Source organism: Priestia sp. GS2 (assembly GCF_036409025.1).
Classification (GTDB): domain Bacteria; phylum Bacillota; class Bacilli; order Bacillales; family Bacillaceae_H; genus Priestia; species Priestia aryabhattai_A.
In genome coordinates, this window is the sequence record NZ_JAZGJX010000001.1 from 190,212 (window position 1) to 207,740 (window position 17,529).

19 protein-coding genes and 2 other annotated features are annotated in these 17,529 nt (G+C 37.9%); of the genes, 16 read left to right on the forward strand and 3 right to left on the reverse strand.

The genetic code is table 11. The features are described from left to right. The first annotated feature begins 134 nt into the window (after positions 1–134). From nrdR to V2145_RS01030, 9 genes are all read left to right on the forward strand, one after another. Complete coding sequence (nrdR, locus tag V2145_RS00990; protein WP_094911859.1) at positions 135–596, forward strand: transcriptional regulator NrdR; 462 nt, start codon at positions 135–137, stop codon at positions 594–596. A gap of 63 nt (positions 597–659) precedes the next feature. Then, positions 660–2,087, forward strand: a complete 1,428-nt coding sequence (locus tag V2145_RS00995; RefSeq protein WP_131888372.1) for a replication initiation and membrane attachment family protein — start codon at positions 660–662, stop codon at positions 2,085–2,087. Positions 2,088–2,111: 24 nt separating this feature from the next. Next, positions 2,112–3,044, forward strand: coding sequence for a primosomal protein DnaI (gene dnaI / locus V2145_RS01000; protein ID WP_094911858.1), 933 nt, complete (start codon positions 2,112–2,114; stop codon positions 3,042–3,044). Between the two features lie 95 nt (positions 3,045–3,139). After that, positions 3,140–4,003 (forward strand): putative sporulation protein YtxC, encoded by an 864-nt coding sequence (locus V2145_RS01005; RefSeq protein WP_311856420.1) that lies wholly within the window; start codon positions 3,140–3,142, stop codon positions 4,001–4,003. Between the two features lie 387 nt (positions 4,004–4,390). Continuing rightward, positions 4,391–6,328 (forward strand): threonine--tRNA ligase, encoded by a 1,938-nt coding sequence (gene thrS / locus V2145_RS01010; RefSeq protein WP_330987260.1) that lies wholly within the window; start codon positions 4,391–4,393, stop codon positions 6,326–6,328. 173 nt (positions 6,329–6,501) lie between these two features. Next, positions 6,502–6,627 (forward strand) — a sequence feature (ribosomal protein L20 leader region). 67 nt (positions 6,628–6,694) lie between these two features. Further along, positions 6,695–7,198 (forward strand): translation initiation factor IF-3, encoded by a 504-nt coding sequence (gene infC, locus V2145_RS01015; RefSeq protein WP_131888370.1) that lies wholly within the window; start codon positions 6,695–6,697, stop codon positions 7,196–7,198. 21 nt (positions 7,199–7,219) lie between these two features. Next, the gene (rpmI, locus tag V2145_RS01020; RefSeq protein WP_013059426.1) at positions 7,220–7,420 is read left to right on the forward strand and encodes a 50S ribosomal protein L35; all 201 of its coding nucleotides are present in this window, start codon (positions 7,220–7,222) and stop codon (positions 7,418–7,420) included. A gap of 38 nt (positions 7,421–7,458) precedes the next feature. Beyond that, complete coding sequence (gene rplT / locus V2145_RS01025; protein WP_061784963.1) at positions 7,459–7,818, forward strand: 50S ribosomal protein L20; 360 nt, start codon at positions 7,459–7,461, stop codon at positions 7,816–7,818. A gap of 67 nt (positions 7,819–7,885) precedes the next feature. Beyond that, complete coding sequence (locus V2145_RS01030) at positions 7,886–8,140, forward strand: DUF1294 domain-containing protein (protein ID WP_210609374.1); 255 nt, start codon at positions 7,886–7,888, stop codon at positions 8,138–8,140. Positions 8,141–8,426: 286 nt separating this feature from the next. Here V2145_RS01030 and V2145_RS01035 read toward each other — a convergent pair whose 3' ends face one another. Beyond that, positions 8,427–8,810, reverse strand: a complete 384-nt coding sequence (locus V2145_RS01035; RefSeq protein ID WP_131888368.1) for a hypothetical protein — start codon at positions 8,808–8,810, stop codon at positions 8,427–8,429. A 116-nt stretch (positions 8,811–8,926) separates the two neighbouring features. On the opposite strand from V2145_RS01035, the gene V2145_RS01040 reads away from it, so the two are divergent. After that, complete coding sequence (locus tag V2145_RS01040; RefSeq protein ID WP_094911854.1) at positions 8,927–9,415, forward strand: dUTP diphosphatase; 489 nt, start codon at positions 8,927–8,929, stop codon at positions 9,413–9,415. Between the two features lie 71 nt (positions 9,416–9,486). Next, positions 9,487–10,572 (forward strand): M42 family metallopeptidase, encoded by a 1,086-nt coding sequence (locus tag V2145_RS01045; protein ID WP_131888367.1) that lies wholly within the window; start codon positions 9,487–9,489, stop codon positions 10,570–10,572. A 38-nt stretch (positions 10,573–10,610) separates the two neighbouring features. On the opposite strand, the gene sspI is transcribed toward V2145_RS01045, so the two are convergent. Next, positions 10,611–10,817 (reverse strand): small acid-soluble spore protein SspI, encoded by a 207-nt coding sequence (gene sspI, locus V2145_RS01050; protein ID WP_061784967.1) that lies wholly within the window; start codon positions 10,815–10,817, stop codon positions 10,611–10,613. A gap of 104 nt (positions 10,818–10,921) precedes the next feature. On the opposite strand from sspI, the gene V2145_RS01055 reads away from it, so the two are divergent. The 3 genes from V2145_RS01055 to pheT all read left to right on the forward strand — a co-directional run bounded on the left by V2145_RS01055 (position 10,922) and on the right by pheT (position 15,470). Continuing rightward, a complete protein-coding gene (locus V2145_RS01055; protein ID WP_094911852.1) occupies positions 10,922–11,680 on the forward strand; it encodes a TrmH family RNA methyltransferase in 759 nt (252 codons plus the stop codon). Positions 11,681–11,728: 48 nt separating this feature from the next. After that, positions 11,729–11,957, forward strand: a binding site (T-box leader). A 53-nt stretch (positions 11,958–12,010) separates the two neighbouring features. Beyond that, positions 12,011–13,045: a phenylalanine--tRNA ligase subunit alpha gene (pheS, locus tag V2145_RS01060; protein WP_094911851.1), complete on the forward strand. Its 1,035-nt coding sequence runs from the start codon at positions 12,011–12,013 to the stop codon at positions 13,043–13,045. 13 nt (positions 13,046–13,058) lie between these two features. Then, the gene (gene pheT, locus V2145_RS01065) at positions 13,059–15,470 is read left to right on the forward strand and encodes a phenylalanine--tRNA ligase subunit beta (RefSeq protein WP_330987261.1); all 2,412 of its coding nucleotides are present in this window, start codon (positions 13,059–13,061) and stop codon (positions 15,468–15,470) included. A 29-nt stretch (positions 15,471–15,499) separates the two neighbouring features. On the opposite strand, the gene rnhC is transcribed toward pheT, so the two are convergent. Beyond that, positions 15,500–16,423, reverse strand: coding sequence for a ribonuclease HIII (rnhC, locus tag V2145_RS01070; RefSeq protein ID WP_311856434.1), 924 nt, complete (start codon positions 16,421–16,423; stop codon positions 15,500–15,502). A 158-nt stretch (positions 16,424–16,581) separates the two neighbouring features. On the opposite strand from rnhC, the gene zapA reads away from it, so the two are divergent. Together zapA and V2145_RS01080 are read left to right on the forward strand one after the other, a co-directional pair. Further along, the gene (zapA, locus tag V2145_RS01075; RefSeq protein ID WP_094911848.1) at positions 16,582–16,842 is read left to right on the forward strand and encodes a cell division protein ZapA; all 261 of its coding nucleotides are present in this window, start codon (positions 16,582–16,584) and stop codon (positions 16,840–16,842) included. Positions 16,843–16,850: 8 nt separating this feature from the next. Further along, positions 16,851–17,393, forward strand: coding sequence for a CvpA family protein (locus tag V2145_RS01080; protein WP_094911847.1), 543 nt, complete (start codon positions 16,851–16,853; stop codon positions 17,391–17,393). The last annotated feature ends 136 nt before the right edge of the window (positions 17,394–17,529 follow it).

The following is a 17,529-nucleotide window of genomic DNA, read 5'->3' on the forward strand; positions in this document are numbered from 1 at the left end:
ATTCAAGCTTTGTTTTCTATAATATGAAAAGAAAGTGAATTTTTATTTTAAATTTCTAACATACATAGGCAGTCAGTTCGTACAAGCTGCTTAGTTTATACAAATATAAAAGGTTATTTATTGGAGTTGAGAAGATGAAATGTCCTTCCTGTCAGTATAATGGAACGAGAGTGTTAGACTCACGGCCTGTTGAAGAAGGTCGTTCAATTCGCAGGCGACGTGAATGCGAAAATTGTCACTACCGTTATACAACATTTGAAAAAGTAGAAGAGCCACCTTTAATCGTAGTGAAAAAAGACGGAGCGCGTGAAGAATTTAGTAAAGAGAAGATTTTACGCGGTTTGATTAAGGCATGTGAAAAAAGACAAGTTAGCTTGAAACAACTTGAAGATACTGTACATGATATTGAATCTGAACTGCGTAGTCAAGGTGCATCAGAAGTTCAGTCGGACGTTGTTGGGGAAATGGTAATGGAAAGGCTAGCTGCTATTGATGAAGTATCGTATGTACGCTTTGCCTCTGTTTATCGTCAATTTAAAGACATTAATGTCTTTATTGATGAACTAAAAGAGTTAATTAAGAAAGAAAAACTATAAAAGAGCTATTAAAGAGATTTTTTAGCTCTTTTTTGCTATTTTAGAATTGGGTAGGTAATGATGATGAATGAGCAACATTGGAAAGAAATTATTCCAGTTGACCGTTATGTTGTGAGAACGAGCGGCGTTATTCAAGAATATGATCGAAAAGTGTTAACAACTCTCTATCAACCGTTAATTGGAACCGTGTGCTATGGCTTATATATGACGTTATGGAGTGAACTAGAGCAAGGGCGCTTGTGGGGAGCAGAAGTAACGCATCATCATCTAATGGCCGTTATGCAAATGAACTTAAAATCCATTTATCAAGAGCGATTAAAGCTTGAGGGAATTGGCTTATTAAAAACCTATATGAAAGAAGATGACGGGGGAAGAGTTTATATTTATGAGTTAATTCCTCCATTAACACCACAACAGTTCTTTGATGATGGTGTTTTAAATGTCTACTTATACAATCGATTAGGGAAAAATGTATTTCAAAAAATTAGACGATACTTTATGGACCCAGCTGTTGACCAGATGGAATTTAAAGACGTTACTCGGTCATTTAACGATGTCTATAAGTCAGTACAAACGACAGAGCTCACGTCAAGTTTACAACGAGAGAATCAAGATGTCTTCATACCAAGTAAAGATTTAGACTATGTTGATAACTCCAAAAGAGCGAATATAACGATTAGGGATGCAGGGTTTGATTTTGATTTATTTCTGGCAGGTTTAACCGAGTCCATGATTTCTAAAAAAGCCATTACAATCAAAGTAAGGTCAGCAATTGAAAAGCTGGCGTTTTTATATCAAATCGATGCTTTGCAAATGAAGAATGTTGTCTTGGACGCGCTTAATGAAAATGATCAAGTAGATATTGAAATGCTTCGAAAAGCTGCTAGAAACCATTATCAGTTTGAAAATGGTGAAGCACTGCCTAACTTAAGTGAACAAGTTCAGCCGCCGTTATTACGAACAATGGAACATAAAGAGCCTATTTCTCAAGAGGAGAAGTTAATTAAGCAGTTAGAAGTGACGTCGCCAAAGCAGCTACTGACAGACTTGTCCGGTGGAGCAACGCCTTCTAAAGCAGATTTACAAATGGTTGAAGACGTTATGTTTCATCAAAATCTTTCTCCTGGTGTTGCTAACGTACTTATTTATTATGTCATGCTAAGAACAGATATGAAGTTATCGAAAGCATATGTGGATAAAATTGCGGGGCACTGGGCTCGTAAAAAGGTAAAAACAGTGGAAGAAGCGATGATTATTGCGAAGAATGAGCATAAGGAATACCAAAATTGGGCTGAGTCTAAGCAAGCAACGACGAAGAAAAAACGAACGGTTCGTAAAGAGCTGGTCCCAGACTGGTTGAAAGAAGAGTCGGAAGAGGAAAAGAAACCTCAAAGCCAAAAAGAAGATTTAGATTTTGAAGAAGAAAAGCGGAAACTTGAAGAAGAATTAAAGCAGCTTGATTTGGACTTAAAGAAGAATCGTGAGGATTAATGAATGGAAAGGAGAGGTAATGGGATGAAGTCAATCAATGATTCACTAAACAAATTAGCGAATAATCAAGGTTTTAAGGAACGATTTGAAACGTTAAAATCAGAAGTACTTTCTGATCGTAATGTCCAAGATTTTTTAAGGAAGAATCGGGATCAATTGGATGAAGGTATTGTAGAACGTGGTCTTATTAAGATGCATGAGTTTAAAGGGCAGAGCAAAGAGTGTCAAGACTGTCCATCTTTACAAAGCTGCGTTAATATGATTAAAGGCTATCATCCAAAGCTTTCCATTGATGGTAAGAATATTGATGTAACTTATGAGCGCTGTCCTAGAAAAGTAACTGAAGATGAACGCAAAGAGCAAGAGTCATTTATTCAGTGTCTTTATGTACCGAAAGATATTTTGAGCGCTTCCATGTCAGAGATTGAAATTGAGCAAGGCCGGCTTGAAGCTATTAAGTTAGTGCGAGATTTTGTCAGGGAGTATGAACCTAATAAAAAGATGAAAGCTCTTTATCTACATGGGTCTTTCGGTGTTGGGAAAACCTACTTTTTAGGTGCGATTGCTAATGCCTTAGCTGAAAAGAAAGTGAAATCAACCATTGTATATGTTCCTGAGTTCTTGCGAGAGCTTAAAGGATCTTTTCAAGATAAAACTTTTAACGAGAAGATAGAATACGTTAAAAAAGTGCCCGTCTTAATGTTAGATGACTTGGGCGCAGAATCTGTAACGAGCTGGATGCGAGACGATGTGCTGGGCACTATCCTTCAATTCCGAATGCTGGAAAATCTACCGACTTTTTTTACGTCAAATCTAAATTTTCAGCAGATGAAGCACCATTTAACGTATACACAAAAAGGTGAAGAGGAAGAGTTGAAAGCCGCGCGGATTATGGAACGAATCAAGACGTTAGCCACTCCTGTAAAGGTGGAAGGTGAAAATAAACGTAATAAATGAGCAGTTCTTTTACATTTCATGTAAGGACTTGCTCATTTTTTTTCATGTTGCCCCATATATATAAATAAAGCGTGTCCAAAAGGGGGCTAACATTAGTGAGAATTTTCTTTAAGTATGAGAAAGAAGCAATTGGTATTTACAGGTCTCTATGCGCGAAACGAAGCGCTTTATCATATGCTCCGCAATGCTTTAAACTTGTGAACAGTCAGCTTCTAGTAATTGACGTGACATATAATCGAGACGAAATTGTACACGATATGCTAATCCCAGTATTGACAGATTTTATATTAGGGCAGAAAGAAGAGTCCATTTTAAGTGAGATTTTGACACAGAAATTTTTTTATACAGATTCACAAGAGCTACAGCTTATTATAGACATGGTCTATCATATTGTAGAGGGTGAGAAAGAGGATGTACCAAAACAGGATTTTTCAATGCCGAAAGAGCTATTAATTAGAGAAGCGCTGCAAGATTTCTTAGTGAACAACGTTACGTTTACATTTGAGTCCTTTCTCCAGTTTCGATTAAAGAATTATCGATCTCGCTTACAATACTATGTAGAAATCGCTATTGATGAATATAAACTAGAATATGAATATCAAATGTTTGTTGAACAGCTCAGACAAGTTATTTTAACGGAAGAGGCAAACTGCGAAGCAATACATGTTGTGTATTCACAAGAAAGTGAATTTCAACTCTATGATGAAAATTTTACATTGTTAACAGCAAATCAGCGTCAACATTTAGCTGAGGAATTTATGAAAAAGAATGAGTCGTTATACATAGATCCATCCGTTATAGCGCCTCTCATTACGCTATCTCCAGAGCATATTTATATTTATAGTGATCGTGAGCATACACATGATTTCATTTATACCATTCAAAACCTTTTCCAAGAGCGAGTAATCATATGTACAAAACAAGAAGCCACATTTTTAAAAAAAGAGAATCTGACTTGAGAGGTTGATTTCTATTTTAAAAATGAATATAATAGGCTCATATTGTAAAAATATTAATTAGCGATAAGTAATGATGAGGACATGAGTTTATATTTACGGTTTATTAGAGAGGGAATCCATGGCTGAAAGATTCTTAACACGATTTATATCCTTACCACCTCTAAACTTCAGTAGTAAACAAGTATTTTACTTTAGTAATTACTGACGGAATTTCCGTTATCAAGCCTCGAGCTGTCTTTTATTGTGCTTTATTAAGCAGAAAGACAGAAACAAGGGTGGTACCACGTGTATACACAACTCGTCCCTTACTAAGGGACGAGTTTTTTTATTTGCATAAATAACCAGTTTATGCAGGATTATACTGAGATAAATAAGGAGTTGAATCACATGTCAGAAGTTATTTCAATGACATTTCCAGATGGTGCAGTAAAAGAATATCCTAAAGGTACAACGACAGAACAAATTGCGTCATCGATTAGCCCAGGGCTAAAGAAAAAATCAATTGCAGGTAAGGTAAACGGTGAGCTTTTAGATTTACGTACACCAATTTACGCAGACGGTCAGCTTGAAATCATCACGCAAGATTCAAGTGAAGCACTTGAAATTATGCGTCACAGTACGGCTCACTTAATGGCTCAAGCGATTAAGCGTGTTTTTAAAGATCAAAAGGTTCAGCTTGGCGTAGGACCAGTTATCGAGAGTGGATTTTATTATGACATTGATATGGAGCAATCCATTACGCCTGACAATCTAATTGAAATTGAAAAAGAAATGAAGAAGATTGTGAATGCAAATATTGATATTGAGCGTCGCGAAGTATCTCGTGAAGAAGCAATTGAGCTATATAAAGAAGTTGGAGATGAATTAAAGTTAGAGCTTATCGATGCAATTCCAGCAGGTGAGACTGTAACAATTTATCAACAAGGCGAGTTCTTTGATCTTTGTCGCGGTGTTCATGTTCCATCAACCGGCAAAATTAAAGAATTTAAGCTATTGAATATTGCTGGTGCTTACTGGCGTGGAGATAGCAACAATCAAATGTTGCAGCGTATCTACGGTACAGCATTCTTCAAAAAAGCGGACTTAGATGAGCACTTACGCTTATTAGAGGAAGCGAAGGAGCGTGATCACCGTAAAATTGGTAAAGAGCTTAATTTATTCACAAACTCACAAAAAGTTGGACAAGGTCTTCCATTATGGTTACCAAAAGGGGCAACAATTCGTCGCGTTATCGAACGCTATATTGTGGATAAAGAAGTTGCACTAGGTTATCAACACGTGTACACACCAGTCCTAGGTAGCGTAGAGCTATATAAAACATCTGGTCACTGGGATCATTATCAAGACGGCATGTTCCCAGCAATGGAAATGGATAATGAAGATTTAGTTCTTCGTCCAATGAACTGTCCGCACCATATGATGGTATATAAAAATGATATTCATAGCTACCGTGAATTACCGATTCGTATCGCAGAGCTAGGTACGATGCACCGTTATGAAATGTCCGGTGCACTTGCTGGTCTTCAGCGTGTTCGTGGTATGACGCTAAATGACGCGCACATTTTTGTTCGTCCAGATCAAATTAAAGAGGAGCTAATTCGTGTTGTTCGTTTAGTAGAAGCTGTATATAAGGATTTTGGCTTTGAAAACTATTCGTTCCGCTTATCATATCGCGATCCAGAAGATACAGAAAAGTACTTTGATGATGATGCAATGTGGGAAAAAGCACAAACGATGTTAAAGGACGCAATGGATGAGCTTGGTTTAGATTACTATGAAGCAGAAGGAGAAGCGGCATTCTATGGTCCAAAGCTTGACGTTCAAGTTAAAACGGCTCTTGGAAAAGAAGAAACTCTTTCAACAGTACAGCTAGATTTCTTATTACCAGAACGCTTTGATTTAACATATATTGGAGAAGATGGGAAGCAACATCGTCCAGTTGTTATTCACCGCGGTGTTGTGTCAACAATGGAACGCTTTGTAGCCTTTTTAATTGAAGAATACAAAGGGGCGTTCCCAACATGGTTAGCACCTGTTCAAGTTCAGGTGATTCCAGTATCTCCAACAGTTCACTTAGACTATGCAAAAGAAGTTCAAGAGAAACTTCAGTTAGCAGGGGTGCGCGTGGAACTAGATTCACGTGAAGAAAAAATTGGTTATAAAATTCGTGAAGCTCAAATGCAAAAAATCCCTTACATGCTAGTAGTGGGAGATAAAGAAGTAGAAGAAAAAGCAGTCAATGTGCGTAAATACGGCGAGCAAAATTCAGAAACTGTTGATTTTGAACAGTTCTTAGCAGGGCTAAAAGTAGAAATTACTCGCTAATAAAAAAGTGGAGAGGGGACCCTCTCCACTTTCCTTTTTTAAAAAAAGCAAAAAAAATGTTGCATAAATGTTTTTCCTTTGGTAAAATAATTTTTGTTGTTAAATAAAGAACGAAATCATTGACTTTTGTCTTTGTTGATACTATAATAGCTTAAGTAATTGAATACTTGTTTGTGCAGAAGAAGAAGCACCCGCTTCTCACCTGATTGACGCCTATAGAGCAGTTAGCAGGTTGACATCGTATTTACTTTTAACGATAGTAGTGTGGGTGCATTGTGTACTCACGCTTTTTTGTGTGTATACTCAACATCTACACAAGCGTATTCATTCATTAAACCTTGGAGGTGGCTACTTATTAGCAAGGACATGATGGTAAACGAGGGCATTCGAGCTCGCGAAGTTCGTCTAATTGATCAAAACGGTGAGCAATTAGGAATTAAATCAAAAAATGAAGCACTTGATATTGCTGCACGAGCAAATCTTGACTTAGTAATGGTTGCTGCAAACGCGAAACCACCTGTATGTCGTATTATGGACTACGGTAAGTTCCGCTACGAGCAACAGCGTAAAGAAAGAGAAGCTCGTAAAAACCAAAAGGTTGTTAACTTAAAAGAAGTTCGTTTAAGCCCAACAATCGATGAGCATGATTTTAACACAAAACTTCGTAACGCACGTAAGTTCCTTGAAAAAGGTGATAAAGTAAAAGCGTCAATTCGTTTTAAGGGTCGTGCTATTACTCATAAAGGAATTGGACAAAAAGTACTTGATCGTTTTTCAGAGGCTTGCGCTGATATTAGTTCAGTTGAATCAGCTCCAAAAATGGAAGGACGCAGCATGTTCTTAGTGCTTGCACCTAAAAACGAAAAGTAATAGAACGAGGAGGAACACCCCATGCCAAAAATGAAAACACATCGTGGCGCTGCAAAGCGTTTCAAAAAAACTGGAAGCGGTAAGTTAAAGCGTGCTCGTGCTTACACTAGTCACTTATTCGCTAACAAATCTACTAAACAAAAACGTAAATTACGTAAAGGTTCTTTAGTAAGCAAAGGTGACTTCAAACGTATTCGTCACTTATTAGATAACATTAAGTAATTTGGGTTGAGATAGAAACATAACAGGAGGTAACAATTATGCCACGCGTAAAAGGCGGTACAGTAACACGCAAACGTCGTAAAAAAGTTTTAAAATTAGCCAAAGGTTTCTTCGGTTCAAAGCATAGATTATACAAAGTTGCTAATCAGCAAGTAATGAAATCATACATGTATGCTTATCGTGACCGTCGTCAGAAAAAACGTGATTTCCGTAAATTATGGATCACACGTATCAATGCAGCAGCTCGTATGAACGGTCTTTCTTACAGCCGTTTAATGCACGGATTAAAATTAGCAGGTATTGAAGTTAACCGTAAAATGCTTGCTGACTTAGCTGTAGCTGACGAAAAAGCATTTGCTGAATTAGCAGCAGCTGCTAAAAAAGGTTTAGAAAAGTAATTTTCTACTGAAAAGTCTTGTTACCACGAGGTAGCAAGGCTTTTTTTGTTTATTGGAGGGATTATTTTTGTTTTTGATAATATACGCAGTGTTTATTAATCTTGTTGGCTTATACGTAATGAATACAGACAAAAAGAGAGCTAAGCGAAATGAATGGAGAATTAAAGAGCAGACTATTTGGACTATTGCTATTATAGGAGGAGCTCTAGGGGCAACGATTGGCATGAATCTCTATCGTCATAAAACAAAGCATGCAAGCTTTCGTTTGGGTCTCCCTTCTTTAGTAATCATTCATGTGGCTTTATTGCTAATCTATATGTAAATAATGTGAAGAACGAAGTGGGGCAGACAATGAAGGCGTGAAAATTTATGAAGTAGAAGCTGATTATCAACGAATAGTAATGAAAGACTTAATGTTTCCAGAAATAGTTTTCAAACTAGATGAGTAGTGAGCAGGGCGAGATCCCCCAGTTTACGAGGAGGCTCGGTACTTACCCTGCGGAAAGGGAGAAATTTGTAATGGAAGTTAGGCCAAGCAAAGAGGCTTTTTTCAACTAGAAGTAAGCACATTGTTTTTCAAATGTTCTCTCACTAAAAAAGCCCAAAAGCTACTGCTTTTGTGGCTCTTTCTTTAAAAACTCTCGTACAGGACTTTTCCAGGTAATAATAGCTTTTGGATATAAAGTTGATACCTTAGTGGACACTGATCTTATATCTTCATGAGTTAAATCATTGAGCTGGTCAGGATTTTTTAATAACATAGTAATAGAAAAAACTTGTTCATTTATATATTTTTCACCTTCAAACAAAATACCTTTATACGTTAGTTCTAAGTTTTTACGAATATTTTCTGCTTCATCAATTACATAAAACTCATTTTGCTCTTTGGCTTGCATTAATTTTCGCTTTGGATTTCGAACATATCGTATAATAAAAAGCACAAAATAGACTAATAAAGCAATTACTAATAGTCGCATTAAGAGCACAATCAAAGCAATATCGCCTCCTTGCCAGGGGTTGTTTCCTAACAGTACGTATAAAAGGGGAAAAGGTTTCATTTATTTTTAGTTTTATATTAATATTTATTTTATTTTAGGAGAGATTAGATATGAACTTAAAGTCTTTATTTAACATGCAGCGTCAGCTAGACCAACATATTGAAACAAATCATAATCTTCAAAACGAGGATTTGGTTTCACGCAAGCTTCTTGCTTTATTAGTAGAATTAGGTGAGCTGGCTAATGAAACGCGTTGTTTTAAGTTTTGGAGCCTAAAACCGTCAGCAGATAAAAAGATTATTTTAGAAGAGTTCGTAGACGGCGTTCATTTCTTGTTATCTTTAGGGATTGAATGGGGGTTTGATTCAATTGAAGAGCTTCCGGTTAATGCGGACAAAGAAACTGCAACAGAACAATTCTTACACGTGTTCTCTTTGCTCACACAATTAAAAGCAACCGTAAGCCTAGAACAGTACATAGAAGCGTTCTCTTCATATATGGGACTTGGAGAAGTTCTTGGCTTTGCAGCTGAAGAAGTGAAAACGGCTTATATTATGAAAAATGAAGTAAACTTTAAGCGTCAAGATGAAGGGTATTAAGAAGAAACCGTTTCCTCTGAAAATGCTTTCTTATATAATAAAAGATATACATATGAAAGGGGTATGAATAGATGAAAAAGTTAGATGAAACATTACAAATGTTAAAAGACTTAACTGATGCAAAAGGTATTCCTGGAAACGAACGTGAACCAAGAGAAGTGATGAAAAGATATATTGAATCTTACGCTGATAGCATTTCAACAGACGGACTTGGAAGCCTTATTGCCGAAAAAGTTGGAGATGAAAAAGGCCCTAAAATTATGGTTGCAGGTCATTTAGATGAAGTTGGCTTTATGGTTACTCAAATTGATGATAAAGGCTTCATTCGTTTTCAAACGGTAGGTGGCTGGTGGTCGCAAGTAATGCTAGCGCAGCGCGTCACAATTGTAACGCGTAAAGGTGATATTACAGGGGTTATTGGTTCTAAACCACCGCATATCCTACCAGCTGAAGTGCGTAAAAAGACCGTTGAGATTAAGGATATGTTTATTGATATCGGCGCATCTAGCCGTGAAGAAGCAATGGAGTGGGGCGTCAAGCCTGGAGATCAAATCGTTCCTTATTTTGAATTTACCGTTATGAATAACGAAAAAATGCTGTTAGCAAAAGCATGGGATAATCGTATCGGCTGTGCTATTGCTATTGATGTGCTCAAAAATTTAAAGGGGCAAGAGCATCCAAACGTTGTATACGGTGTTGGAACAGCTCAAGAAGAAGTGGGCTTACGCGGTGCAAAAACATCAGCTAATCTTATTCAACCTGATATTGCATTTGGGGTAGATGTAGGTATTGCTGGTGATACGCCTGGGGTGTCAGAGAAAGAAGCAGCGTCAAAAATGGGTGAAGGTCCGCAAATCATTTTATATGATGCATCGATGGTTTCTCATAAAGGTCTACGTGACTTTGTAACAGACGTAGCTGATGAAATGAACATTCCATACCAATTTGATGCGATATCAGGCGGTGGTACTGATTCAGGCGCTATTCATATTTCAGCTAACGGAGTACCTGCACTATCTATTACAATTGCTACTCGCTATATTCATTCACACGCTGCAATGTTACATCGCGACGATTATGAAAATGCTGTGAAGTTAATTACAGAAGTGATTAAAAAACTTGATCGTGAAACGGTTAATAAAATTACGTTTGAATAAAACAAAAGGTGCACTCAGTTTGAGTGCACCTTTTATACTTACTTTAAGCTATTTTCAAGGGTTGTTAAAATTTCTTCTTTTTCACTTTTAGGTGAGTTTTCCCATAGTACTTCGAAAAGCACCCCTAGACCCGGAAGCATTTTTTCTTCACCGCTTTTAATAGCATCCATAATCGTTGCTTCAAGCTCTTCTTGAGAATTACCTGAAACATTTGATATAATAGCATTTCGTAAATTAAGATCCATCGTGATCACCTCAACTATAGATAGTAAAATCAAAAATAGTTTGTGTATGTCACATTCAATTTATGTATCGTAACTGAAATTGATAAATAGAGGAGTTATGTTTGGTGAAGCGCATTGATTCCGTGAAGAACCCACAGGTTAAACTATGGAAAAAATTACACACAAAAAAAGAACGTGATAATCAAGGATTGTTTTTGGTGGAAGGTTTTCATCTTGTGGAAGAAGCCTTGAACCAAAGAGAAATGATTAAGCATCTCATTGTTGCTGATAACGTTGATATTCCATCGCATTGGAATGTTGATACGATTGAGATTATTGTGGTGACGTCTGCTGTTATTAAAGCAATTGCTGATACGGAAACCCCCCAGGGAATTGCCGCAGTATGTTACCAGAACCAGTCATCATCAGTTATACAGACAGCGCGTCGATTAGTACTGTTAGATGCCGTCCAAGATCCAGGTAATGTAGGAACTATTATTCGGACAGCCGAAGCGGCTGGAATCGATGCGGTCATTATTGGAGAAGGCTGTGTAGATGTTTATAATAGTAAAGTCATCCGTTCGACTCAAGGTGCAATTTTCAACTTGCCTGTTATTAAGAAAGATTTAATTAGTGCGATTAAAGAGATAAAGGAACTTGGAATTAACGTGTATGGTACATCCTTACAAAATGCTTCGGTGTATACAGAAGTTGAAAAGCCAGAAGCTTTTGCTCTGATTGTTGGTAACGAAGGGAACGGTGTAAGCTCAACGGTGCTGAGTGAAACGGACCAGAACTTATATATACCGATCTTTGGAAAGAGTGAATCCTTAAATGTAGCAATTGCATCAGCAATTTTAATGTACTATTTACGTGGAATGTAGTTGCAACGGCTAGCCGTTTTCACTATAATAATACAATAGCTAAATATGCGAAAAGCAGTGATAGAGAGCAGTAGCTTATGTAACGTTATTCAGGGAGAAAATGCCGTGACTGAAAGCATTTTTATAAGCGTGATAAGTGAATTCACCTCTTGAGTTGACACTTGGACCATCATTTTTGATGTAAAGGTGTTCCGGATATTCCGTTAACGTTAATGAAGTGAACCATGCTTTTGTATGGTTAACAAGGGTGGTAACGCGATTAAACCTCGTCCCTTTTTGGGGAGAGGTTTTTTTATTTGCAATTTTTTAAAACAAAAGGAGGATTATTCAATGAAAGAGCGTTTACAAGAGCTGCAACAAGAAGCCATTGTTAAAGTTAATGACTCAAAAGATTTAAAAGCATTGAATGATGTACGTGTAGCTTATTTAGGAAAAAAAGGACCAATTACAGAAGTACTTCGCGGAATGGGGAAATTATCTGCTGAAGAGCGTCCTGTAATGGGGGCACTGGCAAATGAAGTACGTGAAGCAATTGCTTCAAAGATTGAAGAAAAGCAGGTAGCGCTAGAAGCAGAGGAAATTAACCGCAAGCTAGCTTCAGAAACAATTGATGTAACACTGCCTGGCCGACCAGTTAAAGTGGGTACGCATCATCCGTTAACAAGCGTAATTGAAGAGGTTGAAGATTTATTCCTAGGCATGGGCTATGAAGTAGCTGAAGGGCCTGAAGTAGAGCAAGATTACTACAACTTCGAAGCGTTAAATTTACCAAAAGGTCACCCTGCTCGTGATATGCAGGATACGTTCTACATTACCGAAGAAACGTTATTGCGTACTCATACATCAACTGTACAAGCGCGCGTAATGAATGGAAATGAAGAAAAAAGTCCAATTAAAATCATTTGTCCTGGTAAAGTATATCGTCGCGATGATGATGACGCTACGCATTCCCATCAATTTATGCAAATTGAAGGTTTAGTGGTAGATGAAAATATTCGCATGAGTGACTTAAAAGGAACACTTGAAGTGTTTGTGAAAAAAATGTTCGGGGCTGAGCGTGAAATTCGTCTGCGTCCAAGCTTTTTCCCATTTACTGAACCATCTGTTGAAGTAGATGTATCGTGTGCTAAATGTGGAGGGAAAGGCTGCAACGTTTGTAAGCAAACAGGGTGGATTGAAATTTTAGGTGCTGGTATGGTACACCCAAATGTACTTGAAATGGCCGGCTATGATTCGAAGAAATATCGCGGCTTTGCATTTGGAATCGGTGTAGAACGTATCGCTATGTTAAAGCACGGCGTTGATGATATTCGTCATTTCTATACAAATGATGCTCGTTTCTTAAATCAATTCAAACAAGTATAAAGGAGGGACTAACATGTTTGTATCATATCGTTGGTTGCAAGAATATGTAGATTTATCAGGAGTAAAAGCAGAAGAGCTTGCTGATAAAGTCACAAAAAGTGGAATTGAAGTTGAAGGTGTAGAAAAATTAAATAAAGGGATAAGTGGTGTTGTTATCGGTCATGTCGTAGAACGTGAACAACATCCAAACGCAGATAAGTTAAGCCGTTGTCAAGTTAACCTTGGGGATGAAACGGTTCAAATCATTTGTGGTGCTCCAAACGTAGCACAAGGTCAAAAGGTAGCCGTAGCTAAAGTGGGCGCCGTATTACCAGGTAATTTTAAAATTAAACGCGCTAAGCTTCGCGGTGAAGAATCAAACGGCATGATTTGTTCTCTTCAAGAGCTTGGAATTGAAAGCAAGCTTGTCGCAAAAGACTATCAAGAAGGAATCTTCGTATTCCCAAATGATGCTGAAGTTGGAGCAGATGCTTTAGAGGCATTGAACTTGTATGATGAAGTATTAGAGCTTGGATTAACGCCAAATCGCTCAGACTGTTTAAGTATGCTAGGCGTAGCTCATGAAGTAGCAGCAATCTTAAATCGCGAAGTGAAATATCCAAAGGTGGAGCTTCAAGAATCGGAAGAAAAAGCATCTGATTACATTTCAGTTGCAGTAGAAGCAAAAGAGGATAATCCGCTATACGTAGCACGTGTTGTAAAAAATGTTAAGATTGCGCCATCACCACTGTGGATGCAAACGCGCTTGATGGCAGCTGGCATTCGACCACATAATAACGTAGTTGATATTACAAACTACATTTTACTTGAATACGGCCAACCACTTCATGCGTTTGATTATGATCGTCTTGGCTCAAAAGAAGTTGTTGTTCGTCGTGCAAAAGAAGGTGAAGAAATTGTAACTCTTGATGATCAAAAACGCGTACTGAAAGGAAATCAGCTTGTTATTACAAATGGCAAAGATCCAATTGCCTTGGCTGGTGTAATGGGAGGCGCGAATTCTGAAGTGCAAGATGACACGGTCAATGTGTTAATTGAATCTGCTTACTTCCGCGGATTATCTGTGCGCCAGACTTCTAAAGAACACGGTTTGCGCAGTGAAGCAAGTGCACGTTTTGAAAAAGGAATCGACCCAAGCCGTACGCGCGTAGCAGCTGATCGTGCTGCTGAACTAATGGCTGCGTATGCTGGTGGGGAAATTATTTCAGGAACAGTTGAATTTGATGAAATGACAATTGAGCCTGCTGTAGTATCTGTAGCGCTTGAGCGTATTAACCACGTTCTTGGTACAGAATTAGAAATGGACGAAGTTCAAGAAATCATGAATCGCCTTCAGTTTGAAAGCAAAGTGGAAGAGGATACTATCATTGTAACCGTTCCAACGCGTCGCGGTGATATTACAATTGAAGAAGATATCGTGGAAGAAGTAGCTCGTATGTATGGATACGATCATCTGCCAACAACTCTTCCTGTGACTGTAGCAACGCCAGGTCGTTTATCAGATTATCAGCTAAAGCGTCGTAAAGTACGCCGTTTCTTAGAAGGGGCTGGGTTAGCTCAAACAACAACATATTCATTAACAAGTGCGGATAAAGCAACACAGTTTGCATTAAATACTGCATTAACAGTTCGCCTAGCAATGCCAATGAGTGAAGACCGTAGCGTTCTTCGTCAAAGCTTAGTACCACACTTACTTGAAGCTGTGAAACATAATAACGCCCGTCAAACGGATTCAATTGCGTTATATGAAACAGGTTCTGTGTTCTTAGGCACAGAAGAAGGTAAGCTACCAACAGAAGAAGAGAGAGTAGCGGGTGCAATTACAGGCTTATGGCATTCTCACAGCTGGCAAGGCGAAAAGAAAGCAGCTGATTTCTATGTGGTCAAAGGTGTTGTGGAAGGGTTATTATCAACATTAGGTCTTAATAATCAAGTTGGATATCAACCTACACACCAAGAGGGCATGCACCCTGGCCGTACAGCAGCAGTTGTATTAAACGGTCAAGAAGTTGGGTACGTTGGTCAGCTACACCCAGTCACACAAAAACAATATGGTCTTCGCGAAACATATGTATTTGAACTAAACCTAAAAGCAATCTTTGCAGCGAAAATAGAAGAAGTTCGCTATTCTGCAATTCCTCGCTTCCCATCAATTACAAGAGATATTGCTCTTGTTGTGGATACGGAAGTATTAGCAGGAGAACTTCAAACAGCGATTTATGAAGCTGGTGGAGAACTATTGAAAGAAGTTGCAGTGTTTGACTTATATGATGGTGAAAGAATGGAAGAAGGCAAAAAATCTGTCGCTTTCTCTTTACGTTATCTAGATCCAGAGCGCACGCTTACGGATGAAGAAGTATCAGCAGCTCATGCTAATGTATTGAAAGTGGTCGAAGGACAGTTTAAAGCGAGTTTACGTTCATAAAAAATAAGGAAGCGCCCTTGGGCGCTTCCTTATTTTTTGACTAAAGCTAAAGCTTTTTCCGTATTTGCGAAGTGAGTTTTAGCAATGGAGTGTAAACCTTTGACTCCGTGCTTTTTAATAATGGAGGCAGCTGCGATATCCACCTGTTTGCCTGCGCCACGAGGAATGGTCATACCGACCGTTTCCGAAAGCTTATCCATCTGTTTTAAAAATGCATACCTTGCAATAATAGAAGCAGCAGCTACTGCCAAATGTACGCCTTCGCCTTTTGTACTAAAATATACGTTTTCATTAGCAATTGCTTTCTCGTTAGCAATGTGCTTGTAGTAAGTATTTTTTTCAACAAATTGATCAATTAAAATCGCGTCTGGCTTTTCAGGACTAAGCTTATTCAGCACATTTAAAATGACTTTATTATGAAGAAGTGCTTTCATTTTTCCTTGAGTCATCCCGCGTTCTTGGAAAGTATTGTACTTTTCATTATGTAGAACGAGCAAGCTGTATGGGATAATTTTTATTAATTGCTGAGCAAGTGAGATGATTTTTTGATCGGTTAAATCTTTTGAATCGCGAACGCCGAGCTCTTTTAACAATGGAATTTGTTCTTTTTTTACGTATGCAGCAACAACGGTCATTGGACCGAAGTAATCACCAGTACCTACCTCATCAGAACCAATTACTGACAGCTCACTAAAATTTGGAGGTAAAGTTGTATTGGCTTTAGAGACTTTCTTTTTTGTCGGCGCGGTTGTCTTGCCCCACTTCTCAGCTTCTATCTCTGCATCTTTTCCTTGAAAAAGGACTTTTCCAGATCTATAAGCAGTGATTGAGCAACTTCCTGTTTTTGCAGTAAATAATGCACCAGCAGGCACTTTAGCCTGTAAATGCGGGGTGTAAAATGCTTTCATTTTGAAGATGTCATCAGATGACAGTGTTAAAACAGCGTGTGACATATGTCTCCACCTTTCTTTGTCAATAAGCTGGTAAGTCAACTTATTTTACAAATAAACGTCTATTTTTTATAATAACGTAAATATTGATATGTTTCCATTGCAGTCTTCTTCATGATATGATATTGATTAGGATTTTTCGTGGAACGGAGGACTTTCTCGTGTCAGGACAAGATAAAACACGTGCGACAGTTGATATATATGGCCAACCCTATAAAATTGTTGGAACAGAAAGTACTAGTCATATTCGACTAGTGGCTTCTATCGTTGATGATAAAATGAGGGAGATTAGCAAAAAGAATCCGTATTTAGACATTAATAAACTAGCTGTTCTAACTGCGGTCAATATTGTAAATGAGTATGTAAAGCTCAAAGAAGAATATGAAATGTTAGAAAAAAAACTTCATCGGAAAGAGGAATGAGACTTCTAATGTTAGACATTATTTTAGTTATCCTGCTGCTGTTGGGATTTGTTACTGGATTAAAACGCGGGCTGATACTACAAATTGTTCATCTTGTGAGTTTTGCCGTAGCGTTTATTGTGGCCTATATTTTTAGCGCAGATTTAGCACCTCGACTACGTTTGTTAATTCCGTTTCCAAATATGCAGCAGCAAAGCGTTGCTTCATTTGTACTAGATCCTGCGTTTCTTGAAGATGCGTTTTACCGCATGATTGCCTTTGCGATTTTGTTCTTTGTAACCCGTCTTGTTTTACGTATGGTTGGTTCTGTACTAACTGCTTTAACGGACCTTCCAATTTTACGTCAGTTGAATAGATGGGGAGGAGGAGCATTAGGATTTGTAGAGGTTTACGTTCTTGTATTCATTTTACTATATCTTGGAGCTGTTCTTCCTGTAAATGACGTACAAATGGCGATTCAGCAGTCGGCAATTGCTACAAATATTGTAGAAAATACACCTTATCTATCATCTGTTATTCAAGATTTGTGGACAGAATACGGTATGGTATAAGTAATTAATTTAAATAGACAGTGGAGAGGATTGCTCAGAAGTGGCATAATACTTTTGAAATCCTCTTTTTTTGTTTTACAATAATGAAGAAGGACTAAACGTAAATAAAGCTTTTTAGTGTCAAAATAGTAAAGAT

Excerpts from the sequence above, each read along its gene's own strand:
- nrdR (WP_094911859.1), top strand. The coding sequence starts at position 135 with ATGAAATGTCCTTCCTGTCAGTATAATGGAACGAGAGTGTTAGACTCA.
- V2145_RS00995 (WP_131888372.1), top strand. The coding sequence starts at position 660 with ATGAATGAGCAACATTGGAAAGAAATTATTCCAGTTGACCGTTATGTT.
- dnaI (WP_094911858.1), top strand. The coding sequence starts at position 2,112 with ATGAAGTCAATCAATGATTCACTAAACAAATTAGCGAATAATCAAGGT.
- thrS (WP_330987260.1), top strand. The coding sequence starts at position 4,391 with ATGTCAGAAGTTATTTCAATGACATTTCCAGATGGTGCAGTAAAAGAA.
- infC (WP_131888370.1), top strand. The coding sequence starts at position 6,695 with ATGATGGTAAACGAGGGCATTCGAGCTCGCGAAGTTCGTCTAATTGAT.
- rpmI (WP_013059426.1), top strand. The coding sequence starts at position 7,220 with ATGCCAAAAATGAAAACACATCGTGGCGCTGCAAAGCGTTTCAAAAAA.
- rplT (WP_061784963.1), top strand. The coding sequence starts at position 7,459 with ATGCCACGCGTAAAAGGCGGTACAGTAACACGCAAACGTCGTAAAAAA.
- V2145_RS01040 (WP_094911854.1), top strand. The coding sequence starts at position 8,927 with ATGAACTTAAAGTCTTTATTTAACATGCAGCGTCAGCTAGACCAACAT.
- V2145_RS01045 (WP_131888367.1), top strand. The coding sequence starts at position 9,487 with ATGAAAAAGTTAGATGAAACATTACAAATGTTAAAAGACTTAACTGAT.
- sspI (WP_061784967.1), bottom strand. The coding sequence starts at position 10,817 with ATGGATCTTAATTTACGAAATGCTATTATATCAAATGTTTCAGGTAAT.
- pheS (WP_094911851.1), top strand. The coding sequence starts at position 12,011 with ATGAAAGAGCGTTTACAAGAGCTGCAACAAGAAGCCATTGTTAAAGTT.
- pheT (WP_330987261.1), top strand. The coding sequence starts at position 13,059 with ATGTTTGTATCATATCGTTGGTTGCAAGAATATGTAGATTTATCAGGA.
- rnhC (WP_311856434.1), bottom strand. The coding sequence starts at position 16,423 with ATGTCACACGCTGTTTTAACACTGTCATCTGATGACATCTTCAAAATG.
- V2145_RS01080 (WP_094911847.1), top strand. The coding sequence starts at position 16,851 with ATGTTAGACATTATTTTAGTTATCCTGCTGCTGTTGGGATTTGTTACT.